The organism is Microcystis wesenbergii NRERC-220, assembly GCF_032027425.1.
Taxonomy (GTDB): Bacteria; Cyanobacteriota; Cyanobacteriia; order Cyanobacteriales; family Microcystaceae; genus Microcystis; species Microcystis wesenbergii_A.
In genome coordinates, this window is record NZ_JAVSJA010000001.1 from 1,471,327 (window position 1) to 1,488,333 (window position 17,007).

Genomic DNA, 17,007 nt, shown 5'->3' on the forward strand with positions numbered 1-17,007 from the left:
AATTAACTTCTAGAGACAGGATATTTGCTTAGTATAGAAACAGAGAGATTATACCTGAGAACTGACCCCATAACCAGCCAAAAGCAGTATAAGCGGCGAAAGTGAGCATTTTCTAGGCAAATATTGCCTTAGTAATTGACGATTTTTACTTTTTACTCAATTTTATGTCTTTAACTCTCTCAGAACAACTCAAGCGAGAACAATTATCCTATCCCCAAACTCTCCTCCATCATCTGCAAAGGTTACGGCATTTTGTGACAGTGGAAGGAGAGGAGAAATTGCAGCAGTGGAAAAACCTCATTGAAAAGGAGAATTTTCAACCTAGCACCCGTAATTTAGCCTATTATCTCGCCCTGAGACAAGAAGATATCCGGGATTTACAATTAGCTTTAATGCCCTGGGGATTATCTTCCCTAGGCCGGATTGAATCGAAAGTTTTACCGACTCTCGATGCGGTAATTGCCACTTTAGGGGCGGTTTGTCATCAAGAAGCCTCATTATTACCCAAACATCCCCCTTTAGAGGCATTTTTCCAAGGAGATCAACTTTTAGCTTCCCATAGCGCGGAAGTTTTCGGTCTGCCTTCCCCCCGGCGTCGGGTGCGAATTATGGTGACAATGCCGACGGAGGCGGCAACCGACCCCGATTTTATCGCTCAATTACTGCGTTGCGGGATGGACTGTATTCGCATTAATTGCGCCCATGATGGACCCAAAGAGTGGCGGGGAATGATCGAAAATCTGCGCGAGGCGGTCAAAAATCCCGAAAATTTAGTCAATGGACATACCTGTAAAGTTTATATGGACTTAGCTGGCCCAAAAATCCGTTTAGAACAGATTTTAGCCCCCCAGTCCCAAACCAGACTATATCAAGGGGATTTTCTCCTCTTAACCACCCAACCCCCCCACACTGCCCATCCTCAGTATTTTCAGGCTAATTGTTCCCAACCGGAAATTATTCCCCAAATTCCCGTCGGGGCGAAAGTTTGGATTGATGATGGTCATATTGGGGCTGAAGTTATTGCCATAATGCCAGAAGGTCTCTTACTAAAAATTACCCACGCCAGGGAGAAAGGGGAAAAACTGAAAGCAGATAAGGGACTAAATTTCCCCGATACCGTCTTAAATATCGATCCTTTGACCGCAAAAGACCGGCAAGATTTAGATTTTATTGCCGAAAATGCCGATATTATCGGTTACTCTTTTGTACAAAAAGCCAGCGATATCGAGACACTACAGCTAGAGTTACAAAGTCGTTTGGGGGATGCTTGGCGACAAAAAGCAATTGTGGCCAAAATAGAAACACCTTTAGCCGTGAAAAATCTACCCGAATTAATCATCCATGCCGCCGGTAAACAACCTTTTGGGGTGATGATTGCCCGGGGTGATTTAGCTGTAGAAATTGGTTATCAAAGATTAGCAGAAATTCAAGAGGAAATTCTCTGGTTATGCGAAGCGGCCCATATTCCAGTAATTTGGGCTACCCAAGTCCTAGAAAATCTGGTCAAGAAAAGTATTCCCTCCCGGGCCGAGATTACCGATGCAGCTATGGCCGAAAGGGCCGAATGTGTCATGCTTAATAAGGGGGAATATATCCGGGAAGCGGTGACAATTCTCGATGATGTTTTACAAAGAATGCAGACCCACCAAGCTAAAAAAACGCCCCAATTACGCGCTCTCCATTCTTGGGTTTAAGCAGTTTCAGTTATCAGTTATTAGTCAGGAACTGTGGGCTGATGGGAAGTGAGGGAGTGAGCAGTTAATCGTACTATATAAAAGCCGATTTGGGAGCAGCGGTTAAGCAAAGCTATTCTTGATTTGATCAAGAATAGTCTCGGGATCGCGGATAAGTAGATGAGTGTCTTTAAACTTCTCGAAATCCCAATAGCTAAGACGACTAATTTTCTCCAAAGAATCCCAAGTCGGGGTAAAATCTTTTCGGGTTTCCAACCAGAGTACAGTTTGTCCGTGACCGGGAAAAGTCGCATAACTGAATTGAGGGAAAAAATCATGGATAGCGAAAATGACCTTATAGACATCCCCCATCCATCTTGAATCCTTAATCTTAATCCATTTTCTTAATCGGCAAAAGAGCCGGTAATTAGATATAGAGGCAACCCAACTGATCGGATAGGTATCATCAATAAGCCAGATGGTGCGGGAATGAGAGTATCGCAAAGAATTACAAAAGTCTCTAAACGTTTGCTCGAAAGTATGCAATCCATCTAAGTATATCAGATCGAATTCACCGTGTTGGGGAGCAAGAGTGGAGAAAAAAGAATCGCTCGTTATCTCATAAAAAATTGAGTTTTCATTGGCATATTTTTTATGAACATCGTCCCTAAAACAGGGATCTACAGCTATTTTTTTGGGAACCTTAACCCGAATAAAGGTACCCCCAGAGCTAACTCCAATTTATAAATATTTAGAGGCGGAGTTAATATCTGCTAATGCGTTTAGTCTTTCAAATCTACGTTCAAGCATTCTTTTCCTTTTATGATGGTAAATTTAAGGGTATTCCGACGGTTATAGTCGGACAAAACATATTTGTAAATCAACATTATTACTGGCAGAATGATGTCTCCTCTTGACATCGACAGGGGACTTATCCATGACTATAGAGTTTACCAGTATCATGAGGTACGCTCACTTAAACCTTTTGTTCCCCTCCCCAAAACCTGAGATTTTGTACCTCATCAGCAGGGAAATTGCTAGGAATTCATGGAATGGATGATAGGCCATATTGAAATTGCCAGGCTATGAGAATAACGACTAGCGACATTATCGTACAACAAAAGCTAGAAATGTCAAATCTCGCTTTAACATCTATCCTCAAAGGGACTTGGTGACATCCAGTGTCAGAGGCAGATTAACGCATATTATTGACCGCACCGCTAACCAAACCAGCGCTAACATAGCGACCATAACCATCAAGACGGTTTTGTTGAGCGATTCGGGAGGGATTATTGACGAGATCGGCAACTCCCACACCCATCATCACCACGGAGATAACTGCGATTAAGTAGTTACGGACAAAAGTTGGATTTTGGTGGCTGGCTAACATGGTTGTTACCTCTCTTTCCTGTCGATAACCTTAGAATACGAGAGGGGTTGGGGTGATGTCAGTCCCATAATTCAGGGTGACAGAAGTGGAAAAAAGTGGAATCCACAGATAATACTAAATCCTGTTTGAAAGCGATAGGAGAGTGGGGTGTAGGGTGTGGGGTGTGGGGAGAAGGGAGCAACGGAGCAGGGAGAAACAATTCATAACTTGAGAGTTAATCACACTATTAAAAACGGATTTGGTATAAGCTGTTCCCCAGTTGAGAGCTTCTTGCTTCAATGGGATGCGCTTTCGGCTCTCTTATTCTTTGTGTGATAAGTTTAACTTACATGGGAGCGATCAATCTTTGTGTCCTTTGTGTCTTTGTGGTTCGTTCCACTTTCTTGGTTAGTTGAGAATAAATTTTAAATGGTTCTTCCGAAATTGTCGTGTAAAATCAAAGAAAAAACAGAGAATTATTGCTGACCAATAAAAACAATAATTTATCTTTAAAAGCTCTCTATACTTGCAATACAGCAATTTATTGGTTAAAATATAGACAGCCAAGACCAGCAAGTTTAGACACAAGTTATACTTATGCCATCAAATCCACAATTAAAGTTAATGACCGAGCTACTTCACCTAGAAGGAGTTGTCGTTACCAATTATCAAATTATTACCGATATAGGAATTGTTTTACATTTAGAAAATATGTCAAGAGAAACCGAGGGCATTTATTGTGGAAACAAAACGGGAAAACTTCATCAAAATAATGAATTAACAATCCGAGATTTACCTGGGAGCATCCCACTTGTGCAATAAGTATAAATGCTTAAGCGACCAACGAAGCTACGCCTGGGGCTATAGCACCATTGAGATAAGCACAACGGAGCTTTAAATATTGTGGCACATTTTCCGCTTTCCACTGCGCTCCTACAATTTTCATCCGAGAGCTAATCTGCTTAATGGGACTTAAACAAATTTTAAGCCCAAACAAGACCTAAACTGGCTTTGTAAGCGGCAAACACATCCAGATTCTCGGTCAGCCATTCAAAGAAACGAAAAGACATCGCTGTCCGAAAAGCTTCCAAGGCTTCCACAAAAGTGTTTAAAGGTCGATTCGCCCACCGCCTTTGCAATCCCCCAGTTAACTTATGCCACAGGATAAATGTATAGGCACAAAACCCCAAGATAAAATGACGAAGTAAGCTTCGTTTATCCCTGACTTGATATTCTCTTAACCCTAACCATCCTTTGGCTTCTCGGTAGAATACTTCCACCCAATTTCTTTCGGTGTAAGTCCTCACTATCCACGACGCTGTTACTGTATCTGCCTCAACTACATTGGTCATGAAATAGTCCACCTCTGTAGCTTTTTCAATTGAACTTGCATTCATGACGATAGCCAAGTTCCTTTCTCCTTCTAGTTGAGATATTTTCGCTCTGAATACCGCTACCCAAACCGGTTTTTCTCGCTCTAGCTGAATAGTTATTTTCTCAAAATCCCCTTCTGATAAGCTTTTTGCTAGTTGCTCAAGCTGGATTTTTTCTTCTCCACCCCCTTCTTTTTCAATAATTACTTTTCGATTTTTGGCTACTCCTCCTAAGTATTTTAGCTTTCTTTCTTCTAGGGCTTTTAGAAAATTTGTGTTGTGGCCATAGCCAGCATCAATTAACACAATTTTCGGTCGATAGCCTCTGGTTAAGCTCCGGTCAATTAAATCTATCGCTATCTCTGGTTTCTTCTTAAATTCTTGGTCTTCTTTCCCCTCGGCTAAGGAACTAGCCGGTTGATAAATTTCAATGTCTAGGGGTACACTTTTTTTGCCGTCGTAGAGATGGGTAGTTACGGCGACTATTCCGTTGTCTGTCTTGCCAATTTCTCCCAGGTACTGCCTCCCAACTCCGGCGGTCAGATTGCCACTTTTTCGATGTCCTGAGTCATCGACAATCAGCGTAAATCCTCGGGGGATTTGCGTCTGGCGGCATTGGTTCATCACTTGCAAGCGACATTCATTTACCTGACGGTCTGACCAGGGCGATTCGGTCAAAAAGTGATGTAATCGGTTATAAACTACTCCGACGGCATTATTGGCCATTTGAGTGAGGTTTTTCCTCTCACTTTCCCCTAATAATCCTCCTAAATATTGTCTGAAGCCGTTTTTTTGCGCTTCGTTTTTGAAGCAATTGTCAAACCGCCGACACCATCGGTCAAAGCATGGGGGCATCGCGGCTGGGGTTGTCTCTTTCATCGCTGATTTTTCAACGTAAAGTCCTTATTCTGTAACGATTATACTCGATTAAACCTTTGTTGAGCGTTTAAGTCCCAATAGTAACCCCGAATTTGAAGCTTATCGGCAAAAACAAAAGGAAAAAAATTATCGTTGAACGACCGCAAGAAGGGTAGAAAAAACGAGATTTATGGAAGAAATATCGGATTTTTATAGCCCGAAAGAGTTGTCGAATTGTGGGATTATGAGAAAAATGGCGATTTGAAGCCAGGGGCGGTTTTATAGAAAAAAAGCTCAAAAACAGCCAAACTATTTCTACAGTATCTTATAGTTAAAATAGAATTGCGTCTTTGCCCTGCAAAGATTCAAGGTAAACCGGCATATAACCGTTATTCTTGGGATAACCAAATAACATCACGCCATTAAGAATAAAGAAATCGGTATGGTCCAGCCATTTCTTGGCAGTGTTAACAGGACAAGCTTTCTCATAGCCTAACTCTTGGCGAGAACAGCAAACCCACAACACCCCATCTTGCCAAAAATAAGGAACTATTATTGGGGGATACCAATCGCCCTGTTGATCATGAAATTCTTGAACTACTGAAATTCCCTGAGAAAATTGATGATAGTGACGGGATGCTGACATTCTATACCGTAAAGTTAGTGGTGAGTTAGTTACCTAAAATATAGGTCGAGAATTTGAAACCGGTCTAAGGTGAGTTTCTTGAGCTTGATGATATTTTGTTAATCGGAACCTCCCCAACTCCAAGTAGGATTTCCAGCATTGACCCTTTTTTTCAGGATAGAAGCGGTGAAACCATTTGCGTCTCTTATGCCCGTTAAGTCTAAAATTAGATAAACCTTGCCACCGATAAAGCGCAAACGCAGATGGGATAAATATGGAGTCTCTGAGTCGCCGTATTTCTCAATGCCAGCGGTGGCAACGCATTGGCGGTATGGCTTTTTAAGATTGGCGACCCAAGTGACACTAAAAAAATCTGACGCGGCAATGGTAAAGGGTTCTGCAAAAGAGCTTAAGTTAGCTTGTCCGTTGATGGTGTATCCCCCCTCAAAGTAAGGTGCGTTTTCCTCTGTGATGATTACTTGATCTGGACACTTAGCATCAGGCTTATCTATGAACTTATAGACTCCTAATTTTACGGGAAAAGCTTGGGCTGTTTCGCATAAAACAAAGGCTAGTCCTAGAGCCGCTAAAATGGGAAGTCTTTTCATGGCGATCGCTTGCGGTCATCAACTGTTGCTTACTTGCCGGTTGTCCGTCCTTTACTCCCATTTCATCACATAGAGTTCATCCAGCTGGCATTGAAAAAACCGGGCTAGTTTGCCGGTGCTGAATGGACGTAACTGGATTCGAACCAGTGACCCCATCGATGTCAACGATGTACTCTAACCAACTGAGCTATACGTCCGCACGAATTGTTATTATAACACGACTGCCTCTAATTAGGCAAGCCCCTAGGCAGTAAATTGATAGCCAATTAATTTATAAATTAACTTGGCAGTGGTAAATTCCGAGACCACCGAATCACTAATCGGGGCCAATTCCATCACATCGCAGCCAATCACCTGATGAGTTTGGAAAAGACGACGGAGAAAGTTTAGGGTTTGATGCCAACTTAACCCCCCCGGTTCCGGGGTTCCCACCCCCGGAATTAAAGCGGGATCGATGCCATCCACGTCTATGGTTAAAAATACCTTCTCGGTGGTGATTTTGGCGATCGCTTTTTCGATCCAATTCGGATCACCGGCGATATCTCGATCCCAAATCACAGGAATCTGCTGTTTAGCGATTAATTCCGCTTCTTCTCGACAAATAGCCCGAATTCCCACGGGTAAGGTCGGTAAACCCATTTCTAACACCCGACGCATCACACAGGCGTGGTTATGGTGGGAGCCTTCGTACTCAAAACGCATATCGCCATGGGCATCAATTTGAACCACCGTAAAAGGTTCCGATAAAGCCTGTCGATAAGCTTGTACTACTCCCGTGGTGATAGCGTGTTCACCCCCGACGGCGACGACAAATTTATCATCGGCAATTAAACGAGAAACTGTAGCTGTGGTGACGGCTAACATCTCCTCGGCGGACAATTGGGGTTGCTGACGGGTATCGGCGATCGCATCATGGGTATAGATGCCCACTTCTAAACAGGTTTCCCTCTTAAGTTCCTCGTCATAGGCTTCCAATTGTTGGGAAGCGGTAATCACCGCCGCCGGTCCAGTTTCACAACCCTTGCGATAGGTGGTGGTGGCCTCGTAGGGAATCGGCAGGATCACGACCTTAGCTGTGGCGTAAGTGGCGATCGCTTCACTCCCTAAAAATTGTTCGCTACCGGTGGCGCAAGACAATAACATGGGCAAGTCACAGAAAATTTTAGTCCGATCTTCTATTATAAATATTTTGACTATTTTTGTCTATCTCAACTGACCCCAGACATATCTACTACAATAGCCGACAACCCTTATCCATCAATGGATACATCCCTTAACTTTTCTTGGTGTACCCGTGTTTATGGTAATATTTCTCAATGGACAGGGAGCGAGCATATTTGCTGAAACCGAGTTAGATTTATGGGGGGTTTCCTTGATTTCTACCAGGTAAGAGGGCATCAGAAATTCTCTTAATCCCTCCCAAAGCACAGGTTATGGCCTTTTGTCAAAGGGAAAGTTCAGATCTTAATTGAAAATATAAGTAGAGATTAGCGATCGCTAAATTGGAAGCCATGAGTAGATTTACTTTATATTATGACTGCGATAGTAGTTTAAAAACTCTTGAACTGCCTTTAATCCTTGTCAATTCTCTCTGCATAGCTTCAAATACTTGACATTTTTAGTATATTTGAATTACTCATTATGGATAACTATCTGACATTAAACAGTAATCTTGACTCTTCTGGTTTCTGTGTGGAAACGAGGTCTATACTGATAGTCTCTGCCGCAAAATAGTCCTAAAAGTCTTGCCTGATAATTATTTCACGATTTCATAAGCAAAAATTATCATACAAAGTCGAGAAGATCCGAATCTTCTTTACATTCTGTTATTGAAGGGTTTCATTCGGGAATGATATAATTGCACGGAGAGATTACAAGTCACTCTATAAAATCCTCCAAAGCGGGAATGAGCTAATTCTGAGTCTCAGCATATTATCATGGAAGAAACAGTTCACGACAATTTTTTCAAAAAATTTACTGTGGTAACAGCTACTATATCTGCTGCAGATTATCTCCCCGAGTCATCGGGTGTTTACGCTTTCTATCATGCGTTTGATTTTTCTGAGCATGATTTGTGTGGTAATATCAAGACTCGCCTGCAAAATACAGTATTTAAAACAAAATTTTCTGAGAATAATGATAGAAGCAAATTTACCATAGATATCTGTGGAGAGCCAGTTAGTTTATCTCAGAATATGGAATATTTTCTTCAAGAAATTTCTCAACCAAAGGAGCGAAGAATTCTGAAAGAGTTCCTAATTTCATGTAGCATTTTACAGCATCCAGAATATATTGGCACGGCAAAAAATTTAAGGATGAGATTTCTTCAACACTTGGAAAGAGAGGATGGGTTTTTATCAAAACATGGAAACTCAAGATCGAATAACGAATTTTTGTTTATTTCCTTTCCTTGTCCGAAAAGTATTTCTAGACAATTGGAAAGCTTATTAATTCAATTATGTCAACCCAGATTCAATACTCAAAGGAGTTAAAATATGGAACTAGATAATCAGTGTCCAGAAACTATCGAATATAAAGCAATCACCGGTAAGTTTGGTGAAGTTAGATACTTTATAACAACCTTAGAACAAAGTGATGCAGTAGAAAACATTCGATTTGCTGATGAGATACAAGGCAGCTGGAGCTTCTCCGAAAGAGTCCAGAGAAAACTCGATGAAAAAAGAGCGGAAACAGAAATATTTTCCTACTTAGCTCAAGGGGGAATTAGGTTTTTTAATTCAATTGTAGTCGTCCTTTTGCCAAACTCAAATGAGCAAAGAGAGTTCTGGGATTTTTCTACAGTTAGTAGTCAAGGTAAAACTGTAGAAAAATGGGTTAATTTAAAACTGTACAAAAACGTTGCTAGAATTGTCATTGATGGACAACATAGATTACTTTCTCTAAAAAGATACTGGAATGCTCATACAGGCAAAGAACCATTAAATTCTCAACAGTTAAAAGATAGCTTTGATTGCTCTGAAACCTTTGATATACCAGTTGTTTACTTAGTATTTAGAGAACTTGGAAGGGTAGGCTATAGCAATGCAAGCGAAACTATTAGAGATGATATTATCAAAGCGACTCGTAATATTTTTACAGTTATAAACAAAACTGCAAAATCTATTGATAAACAAACTCAATTATTGCTAGATGACAGTAAAATATCAGCATTAATTCCCAGAAAAATTTTGGAAGAAAAAGTGCTTGAAGACAAATATGTTAAATGGTCTTCTACAAACAGTTTAAATCAAGCAGATCCTTATCTAACTACACTAAATTTAATTAGTGAATGTACTATGGAAATTTTAAAAGACTCTCCGCAAACTTTAAAAAAATCATTTAATTCACCTACTGAGCGACAAATGGCTTTAAAAGATTACTATGATTCTCATCCTCATTTGTCACAAATAGGCACAAAAGCTGTACTTAATTGGTTTTTTAACGAACTTCAACCATTCAAGGATTGGATATTACAGCTAAATTATTTAGATGTAGATGTGCCGATTCAACCAGATCAACCGCAGCTGAAACCTAGCCAGAAAACAGCGATAAAAAGTTTACGGCAATCCAGTATTTTATACACAGTTTTGGGACAAAAAATACTCTTTTTTGCAGTTTCGAGATATTTACTTAGAATAAGAAAAGAGTATCGGATTACCGCTACTCTTAGCGCTATCTCAGATAGTATTAAGAAAATGGATCAAGAAGGTTTTTTTCAAAGAAACCAACCACACTGGTCTAATATCATAGTGCAGCCTAATGAAAATCTGAGCATTCTTACTAAAGGTTCTGGAGCCGATAAATGTGTAGAACTTGTCAAAATGATATTATCTGATACCTCTGATGGTGTAAGAGAGCTAATAAAAAAGACCAAAGAGGAAATTAGTCCTGATGTTAACTGGAATGAACATTTAATTTCTAAATGGAAAAAAGAGTTTCATGTCATCCTACCTAGAGTAGATTTGATTGATGAGCAACTACAAGAATCGTCTGAATCGGAGGATTTATTTTCTGAAGTTAGAGAGAAGCCAGACTCTTTTGAAGAAGAAGAAAACGAATTTGGTAAAATTGAATACGATGGGGATATTTTTCAAGAAAATGAATAACTGAACTATTAAACTCCAAGGAATTTGAGAATAACGCAATCGTATCTGACTAGGAATATTTCTAGTCCTAGGGTGCGTTCCCTAAGGCAACTTCTACCGCTCCAGCGATCGATTTTTGGGGAACGCACCATGCACATTGATTATTGCGATCGCCGATCTGGTAGGGTGCGTTAATGAAATGTAACGCATCTTATTTTTATTGGTTGTCCTTCTGTATCCCATAGGATACACTTAAGGCATGATTGAAATTCGCCAGACCGAAACCTACTCTCAGTGGTTTAGCAATTTGCGGGATCGCCAAGCAAAAGCACGTATAGACATTCGTGTTCGTCGCCTGTCTATGGGCAATCCAGGCGATGTTAAACCAGTAGGAAAAGGTGTATCGGAACTGCGGATCGATTATGGCCAAGGCTATCGGGTGTATTTCATTCAGCGAGGCGAGACCTTGATCATCCTCTTGGCAGGAGGAGATAAGCAAACTCAAGAACGGGACATCAAAACAGCATTAAATTTAGCACAAGACTTATAGGAGATTTTCATGGCTACTATCCAAACCTATCCTTGGGATGCGGCAGAACATCTCGAAACAAAAGAAGATATAGCTGCATATCTTGAAGCAGCTCTTGAAGATGGCGATCCAAGCTTAGTGGTAGCAGCATTAGGTGATATTGCTCGATCTAAAGGGATGACACATATTGCCCGTGAAACAGGGTTGGGGCGTGAAAGTCTCTATAAAGCTTTGTCAATCGAAGGCAATCCAGAGTTTGCCACAGTTCTTAAGGTCTTACAATCACTTGGGTTACGCCTCCAAGTCGTACCAATTGCCTAACTTCACCGTTATACTGAATCGGTTTTTAATAGTATGATTAACTCCCAATCCCACTTTAAAAACCCGCTCTCCCCCATACCTGTTAAACAAGATTTAGGATCAGAGCGATCGCTAGATTAAAGGTTAAGTAATGTTAAGATCATAATTCTTCATGAAGAAAGCGCATGATCGCCGAGTAGCTGTAGTCAAAAATACCAAATTTTGCCCCAGTCACAATAAAGTAGGGATCAAGCGCGATCAATCGAAGCAAGAATTTTCTCCCCAGTATCTATGAATCAATCAGAAAGTTGCGGTAAGGTCTATCTCGTCGGTGCAGGTCCCGGAGATCCCGGTTTGTTGACCTTAAAAGCGAAAGTTCTCTTAGAAAATGCCGATATTGTCCTCTATGATGCCCTAGTTAGCCCCTCGATTCTAGCCATGATTAACCCCAGGGCCGAACAAATCCATGGGGGTAAGCGTCGCGGTCGTCATTCTCTAGTACAGGAGGAAATCACCGCTTTACTGATCCAAAAGGCCCAGACTAATGCTGTGGTTGTTCGTCTCAAGGGGGGTGATCCCTTTGTTTTCGGTCGCGGGGGTGAAGAAATGCTCGATCTGATCGCGGCCGGAATTAGCGTCGAGATCGTGCCAGGGATCACTTCAGGAATTGCCGTGCCTGCCTACGCCGGTATTCCCCTCACCCATCGCGATTATAGTTCTTCCGTTACCTTCGTCACCGGCCACGAGATGGCGGGTAAATATCGTCCTCAAGTTAACTGGTCAGCGATCGCCCATGGTGCGGAAACAATTGTCGTTTACATGGGTGTGCATAATTTACCCTATATTATCGGCGAGTTAACCAAGGCCGGCAGAAGTCCAGAAACACCGATCGCTCTGATTCGCTGGGGAACAACACCGCAACAACAGCAGTTAATCGGTACTTTCACCACGATTATGGACCAGATCGAAGCCACCGGCTTTGAAGCCCCAGCGATCGCTGTTATCGGGGCAGTGGTGGACCTTCACGATCTCTTGCAAGCGGGACAACCTTTGCTATCGAGGACAATCCCCCCTACACCCATTTCTCTCTGATTCGGTTTCCATGCGTCAATATCAAAAATCCCTGACGATTACCACCAGTCCCAAGAATTTCCATCGTCTTACCGCCCCCATAGAAGCGATCGTGGCTGAATCGGGCATAACGACGGGATTATGCAGTGTCTTTGTCTGTCACACCTCCGCTTCTTTGCTGATCCAAGAAAATGCCGATCCCGATGTTCTCACCGATTTGGCCAATTTCTTCGCCAAGTTAGTGCCGGAAGATAGCAGTCTCTACTATCACTCTACCGAAGGGCCAGACGATATGCCCGCTCACATTCGCTCAGTCCTAACCCGGACATCGGAACAAATCCCGATCGCTAGGGGTAAATTAGTTTTAGGGATCTGGCAAGGTATCTATCTCTGGGAACATCGTCAGAGTCGTCACCAAAGACAAGTGGTGGTTCATATCACAGGGGTCTGAAGCTTTGCGTATAGTTTTGTAATAGAAACTTTACTCGTACCCCTCATCGGAGTAAGATTTTTTCCGTGTACGATCAAATTGTTCGCTTTTTGAACAAAGAACTTCATATTTCGTAACAAAAGGAAACAATTTATGCGAAAATTGTTCGCTCTGGCCCTGGTGCTATCTCTCTGGTTCACCTTTGCCGCTCCAGCGTCGGCTGATTTGTCCAATCTGACCCCTTGTAGCGAAAATCCCGCTTTCCTACAAAAAGCGAAGAGTTTCCGCAACACCACTCCTGACCCTGAATCGGGAGCCAAACGCGCTCAAACCTACTCCCAAGCTCTCTGTGGACCCGAAGGCTATCCGCACCTAATTGTGGATGGTCGTTGGGATCACATGGGCGATTTCTTTATCCCTAGCATCCTATTCCTGTACATTGCCGGTTGGATCGGTTGGGTTGGTCGGGCCTATTTAATCGCCGTGCGCGACGACAAAGATGCCGAAATGAAGGAAATCATCATCGATGTTCCCCTCGCTTTGAGCAAAATGTTAACGGGGTTCCTCTGGCCGTTGGCGGCTTTACAAGAAGCCACTTCCGGTAAATTAACCGTTAAGGATTCGGAAATTACCGTTTCCCCTCGTTAATTTTTGTGTCAAACCCTTGACTTTTTATTCCCTAGGAGAACTCAGATGGAAGGACTTACTAAATTTCTCTCGTCCGCACCCGTGTTAATTATGGCGCTGCTGACTTTCACCGCCGGGATTTTAATCGAATTTAATCGCTTTTATCCCGATCTCTTATTCCACCCGCTAGGTTAAAGACAATCTCAGGTGATTAAAAGGGATACAGAGTCCACTGTATCCCTTTTTAATGGGAATGATCCTAGGGATTGGGGGAATATTAAGAAAAGAAAGACACTGGAGACGACAGGCTCTCAAAATCGATAAGATACAGGTATCTGCAACCCCAGAGGTGGGACAAACCATGCTGTTAGATAAAGATTTGATGCTAGAAAAGCGGCTGCGGTATCAAGAATTACAAGAAAAATTAAAAGAGATTTGGCAGGGAGAAAACGTTCTCGAATCGGATGAATGCGATTATGATATCCTAGTTATCCCTTCTTTTAGTATCGATCAGAGAGTCGGTCAAAAAGTGGCGGGTTTTTTACATTACGAAGAAAGATTATTATTTTCTCTGATTCGGTTGCGACACCCGAAAACCCGTTTAATCTATGTAACAGCGCAGCCACTTTCGCGGATGGTGATTGATTATTATCTGCAATTGTTGCCTGGGATTCCTTTTTCCCATGCTAATAATCGTCTGTTATTACTGACAACTCACGATAACTCTTTTCAACCTTTAACCCAAAAAATTCTGGACAGACCGCGCTTAGTAGCAAGAATCCGGCAAGCGTTGCGTCGAGATCGTGCCTACATGGTTTGTTTTAATTCTACTAATTTAGAGCGAGAATTGTCTTTACAATTAGATATTCCTTTATTTGCCTGTAGTCCAGACTTATTGTATTGGGGTTCTAAAAGTGGCAGTCGCGAGATTTTTAGTCAAGGCAATATTCCCCATCCTGACGGTAGTTTACAGGTAAATACGGTTAAGGATTTGTTGTATGAGGCCGCTAGTTTGTGGTCCCGTCAACCGCAATTAAAACGCATGGTAGTGAAGTTAAATGAGGGGTTATCGGGAGAAGGAAATGCGGTTTTAGATTTACGTCCTTTAGGGGGAATTGTTGATAGTAACAGTCTAGATTTAAGCGAGAGAATGAATCTCTTGGCTAAACAATTAGACAAGATGAGTTTTCAAGCAAGCGATGAAACTTGGTCGAGTTTTTCCAGCAAAATTGCTGAATTAGGCGCAATTGTCGAAGCTTTTATTGAAAGCGAAGAAAAGCGATCGCCGAGTGTGCAAGGTTATATTACACCCACGGGAGAAGTAAATATTCTTTCCACTCACGATCAAATTTTAGGCGGTCCCGATGGTCAAATTTATCTAGGTTGTCATTTTCCGGCCGATGAAAATTATCGCCTACAATTACAGGAATTAGGCCTAAAAATAGGGGAAATTCTGGCAGCAAAGGGAGCAATTGAACGCTATGGAGTTGATTTCGTCGCTGTGAAAAATCCAGAAACTTTAGTCTGGGATTTACAGGCGATCGAAATTAATCTGCGAAAAGGAGGAACTACCCATCCTTTTATGACTTTAAAGCTTTTAACTAATGGTGAATACGATCAAGAAACCGGATTATTTTTTAGTCAACCTCACCAGGAAAAATACTATATTGCCTCCGATAATCTCCACAAACCCCAATATAAAGGTTTACTTCCCGATGATTTAATGGATATTATTGCTAAACATCACTTGCATTTTGATAGTAGCAGTAAAACGGGAACAGTTTTTCATCTCATGGGTGCGCTGTCAGAATTTGGTAAATTAGGCTTAACTTGTATCGGCAATTCTAGTGAGGAAGCCGCGGCAATTTATCAGCGTGTGGAACAGGTGTTAGATTGGGAAACAGAGCATAGTTCCATAAATTTAGGTTATTGTTCTGGATTACCGATCACTTGGATATAACTAGACTGATTTACTGGGTATAATTTTTTGTTTCAGAGATTTAATTATCCAAGCAGGCAGTTCTTGGCAGCCAATGACTGATAGTTTTACCTTGGTTAAAAGTTGTCTTGACTGGGATGCACTTAACTGGTTTAAATGGCTTCTAAATATTTGCTATCGAGCAGAAATGAGCCTCGATCAAATTTTACACCCCAATAACCCCCCGGCCGGCGATCGATCACCGTGCCGATATCGTCGATATTGAGTAGCTCTGGCGGCCGTAACATAGGCATAGGATCGGCGGTTTTCAGGTAAGGGGGAATGGCAATCAGACGGACTTTTCCCCCGATGCTAATTTCACTCATGGTACTGGCTAGATGCGATCGTGACATCGTATCTCAACTTAGCATATTTTAAATCATTCTTAAGATAGATTTTCCAAAGAATAGGTGTTGTGTAATACTAAATCCGTTGAGTAACGCACAGAAAACGGGTTTCTCGGAGAAACCCGTTTTCTACTCATGCAAAAGGCAAAACGGAGAATAAATAATCAGTTTTTAATAACTGGATTTAGTATAAGCTGTTTTCGTCCCCCTTTCCAAAAAAAACCCAAAATCTGAATCCCTAGTTGGGGAGAGAAATGTAAAGATTTCCTAAACTGTATATTTTGATACAGTTGTGGGGGGGGGAATGTGTATAATCTCGTTGTATCCCTTTGGAGTTGGGTTGGGGTGTTGCCTAACCTAGCAAAGAAACGACAAAAGTAGGCTAATAGGTTCAAAGCTAAGACTACAAGCTTACATACAAAAAACACTACTCAGGAATAAGAAAATGAAAAATTGGACTTTAGCCTTAGCTCTTGGAGCGGCTGCAACGACTACAATGATTGGCTTTGGAGTAAATCCTGCTTCGGCAGTGCCTTCTCTTGGAACTCTCACATGGAGTTTCTCTTTCGATATAGATACAAACCTACTGCCTCCGTCCAGCCCTGACTATACACCTTCCCCCACACCTGTTAAGGGGACATTTATTACCGAAAATACTTTATCTACATCTTTGGTCGTTCCAAGCTTTACCGGATATAAAGTTTTATCCATAACTGGAACACAGGGTGCAGATACTATAACTGGTCTGGTTCCCCAAGGTACTGGCTCTACCACTTTATTAACTTCAGGATTAACGAATGATAATCTGTTTAATCCGGCAAATATTGTTCCTGTAGGAGGTGTAGGTGCTTTTAGTGCAGGGGGATTAGCCTACATCGAAGATGGAAAAGAATATCGGCTACTTTATGATGGGGGTAAATATATGGGGTGTATACCAGGGTGTACTCCTGTTCAAAACCTGGATGTAAAATTAGTTCCTGAACCCTCCTCAACCGCTGGACTTTTAGCTATTGGCTCCTTTGGTGCATTAGGCGCAGCTTCAACCCTCAAACGCAAACTAAAATCATCCAAAACATCAGAAAAAGAAACCATAAAAGTAGGCTAAATTGCTTACCAAAGTAGAATTAATGCCCC

General features: G+C 41.7%; 18 protein-coding genes, 1 tRNA gene and 2 pseudogenes. 12 read left to right on the top strand and 9 right to left on the bottom strand.

Annotation, left to right across the window (positions count from 1 at the left end; all coding sequences use genetic code 11):
• Positions 1-164 precede the first annotated feature (164 nt).
• Positions 165-1,694, top strand: coding sequence for a pyruvate kinase (locus tag RAM70_RS07145; RefSeq protein ID WP_045359816.1), 1,530 nt, complete (start codon positions 165-167; stop codon positions 1,692-1,694).
• A gap of 102 nt (positions 1,695-1,796) precedes the next feature.
• On the opposite strand, the gene RAM70_RS07150 is transcribed toward RAM70_RS07145, so the two are convergent.
• From RAM70_RS07150 to RAM70_RS07160, 3 genes and pseudogenes are all read right to left on the bottom strand, one after another.
• A complete protein-coding gene (locus tag RAM70_RS07150) occupies positions 1,797-2,045 on the bottom strand; it encodes a hypothetical protein (RefSeq protein WP_238567830.1) in 249 nt (82 codons plus the stop codon).
• Positions 2,046-2,144: 99 nt separating this feature from the next.
• Positions 2,145-2,414 (bottom strand): annotated as a pseudogene (locus tag RAM70_RS07155) (class I SAM-dependent methyltransferase); the annotation flags it as partial.
• Positions 2,415-2,868: 454 nt separating this feature from the next.
• Positions 2,869-3,063 (bottom strand): hypothetical protein, encoded by a 195-nt coding sequence (locus tag RAM70_RS07160; RefSeq protein WP_045359818.1) that lies wholly within the window; start codon positions 3,061-3,063, stop codon positions 2,869-2,871.
• A gap of 576 nt (positions 3,064-3,639) precedes the next feature.
• Between RAM70_RS07160 and RAM70_RS07165 the strand changes: the two are divergent.
• A pseudogene (locus RAM70_RS07165) lies at positions 3,640-3,840 on the top strand (ISL3 family transposase); the annotation flags it as partial.
• A 185-nt stretch (positions 3,841-4,025) separates the two neighbouring features.
• Here RAM70_RS07165 and RAM70_RS07170 read toward each other — a convergent pair.
• From RAM70_RS07170 to speB, 5 genes are all read right to left on the bottom strand, one after another.
• Positions 4,026-5,294, bottom strand: a complete 1,269-nt coding sequence (locus tag RAM70_RS07170) for an IS701 family transposase (RefSeq protein ID WP_312673005.1) — start codon at positions 5,292-5,294, stop codon at positions 4,026-4,028.
• 310 nt (positions 5,295-5,604) lie between these two features.
• Positions 5,605-5,919, bottom strand: a complete 315-nt coding sequence (locus tag RAM70_RS07175; RefSeq protein ID WP_045359824.1) for a hypothetical protein — start codon at positions 5,917-5,919, stop codon at positions 5,605-5,607.
• Between the two features lie 98 nt (positions 5,920-6,017).
• Positions 6,018-6,506: a hypothetical protein gene (locus RAM70_RS07180; RefSeq protein ID WP_045359825.1), complete on the bottom strand. Its 489-nt coding sequence runs from the start codon at positions 6,504-6,506 to the stop codon at positions 6,018-6,020.
• A gap of 123 nt (positions 6,507-6,629) precedes the next feature.
• A tRNA-Val gene (locus RAM70_RS07185) sits at positions 6,630-6,703 on the bottom strand.
• A 46-nt stretch (positions 6,704-6,749) separates the two neighbouring features.
• Positions 6,750-7,649, bottom strand: a complete 900-nt coding sequence (gene speB, locus RAM70_RS07190; RefSeq protein ID WP_312673008.1) for an agmatinase — start codon at positions 7,647-7,649, stop codon at positions 6,750-6,752.
• A 794-nt stretch (positions 7,650-8,443) separates the two neighbouring features.
• On the opposite strand from speB, the gene RAM70_RS07195 reads away from it, so the two are divergent.
• The 9 genes from RAM70_RS07195 to RAM70_RS07235 all read left to right on the top strand — a co-directional run bounded on the left by RAM70_RS07195 (position 8,444) and on the right by RAM70_RS07235 (position 15,508).
• On the top strand, positions 8,444-8,998 hold the full coding sequence (locus RAM70_RS07195; protein ID WP_312673010.1) for a GIY-YIG nuclease family protein: 555 nt from the start codon (positions 8,444-8,446) through the stop codon (positions 8,996-8,998).
• 3 nt (positions 8,999-9,001) lie between these two features.
• Positions 9,002-10,612 carry a DNA sulfur modification protein DndB gene (locus RAM70_RS07200; RefSeq protein ID WP_312673012.1) on the top strand — a complete coding sequence of 537 codons (1,611 nt, stop codon included), beginning with the start codon at positions 9,002-9,004 and terminating at the stop codon, positions 10,610-10,612.
• 238 nt (positions 10,613-10,850) lie between these two features.
• Positions 10,851-11,141, top strand: a complete 291-nt coding sequence (locus RAM70_RS07205; protein ID WP_072927249.1) for a type II toxin-antitoxin system RelE/ParE family toxin — start codon at positions 10,851-10,853, stop codon at positions 11,139-11,141.
• Positions 11,142-11,150: 9 nt separating this feature from the next.
• Positions 11,151-11,441: an addiction module antidote protein gene (locus tag RAM70_RS07210; RefSeq protein WP_002757266.1), complete on the top strand. Its 291-nt coding sequence runs from the start codon at positions 11,151-11,153 to the stop codon at positions 11,439-11,441.
• A gap of 270 nt (positions 11,442-11,711) precedes the next feature.
• Entirely contained in the window at positions 11,712-12,512 is an 801-nt protein-coding gene (cobA, locus tag RAM70_RS07215) for a uroporphyrinogen-III C-methyltransferase (protein ID WP_288002258.1), read from the top strand.
• 10 nt (positions 12,513-12,522) lie between these two features.
• Positions 12,523-12,942 carry a secondary thiamine-phosphate synthase enzyme YjbQ gene (locus tag RAM70_RS07220; RefSeq protein WP_045362918.1) on the top strand — a complete coding sequence of 140 codons (420 nt, stop codon included), beginning with the start codon at positions 12,523-12,525 and terminating at the stop codon, positions 12,940-12,942.
• Between the two features lie 132 nt (positions 12,943-13,074).
• A complete protein-coding gene (locus RAM70_RS07225) occupies positions 13,075-13,569 on the top strand; it encodes a Photosystem I reaction center subunit III (protein WP_287737841.1) in 495 nt (164 codons plus the stop codon).
• Between the two features lie 45 nt (positions 13,570-13,614).
• A complete protein-coding gene (gene psaJ, locus RAM70_RS07230; protein ID WP_002738148.1) occupies positions 13,615-13,743 on the top strand; it encodes a photosystem I reaction center subunit IX in 129 nt (42 codons plus the stop codon).
• A gap of 166 nt (positions 13,744-13,909) precedes the next feature.
• The gene (locus tag RAM70_RS07235; RefSeq protein WP_312675836.1) at positions 13,910-15,508 is read left to right on the top strand and encodes a peptide ligase PGM1-related protein; all 1,599 of its coding nucleotides are present in this window, start codon (positions 13,910-13,912) and stop codon (positions 15,506-15,508) included.
• Positions 15,509-15,639: 131 nt separating this feature from the next.
• Here RAM70_RS07235 and sipA read toward each other — a convergent pair whose 3' ends face one another.
• The gene (sipA, locus tag RAM70_RS07240) at positions 15,640-15,852 is read right to left on the bottom strand and encodes a regulatory protein SipA (RefSeq protein ID WP_002777112.1); all 213 of its coding nucleotides are present in this window, start codon (positions 15,850-15,852) and stop codon (positions 15,640-15,642) included.
• Between the two features lie 466 nt (positions 15,853-16,318).
• Here sipA and RAM70_RS07245 point away from each other — a divergent pair, with 466 nt between their 5' ends.
• A complete protein-coding gene (locus tag RAM70_RS07245) occupies positions 16,319-16,978 on the top strand; it encodes a PEP-CTERM sorting domain-containing protein (RefSeq protein ID WP_312673026.1) in 660 nt (219 codons plus the stop codon).
• The last annotated feature ends 29 nt before the right edge of the window (positions 16,979-17,007 follow it).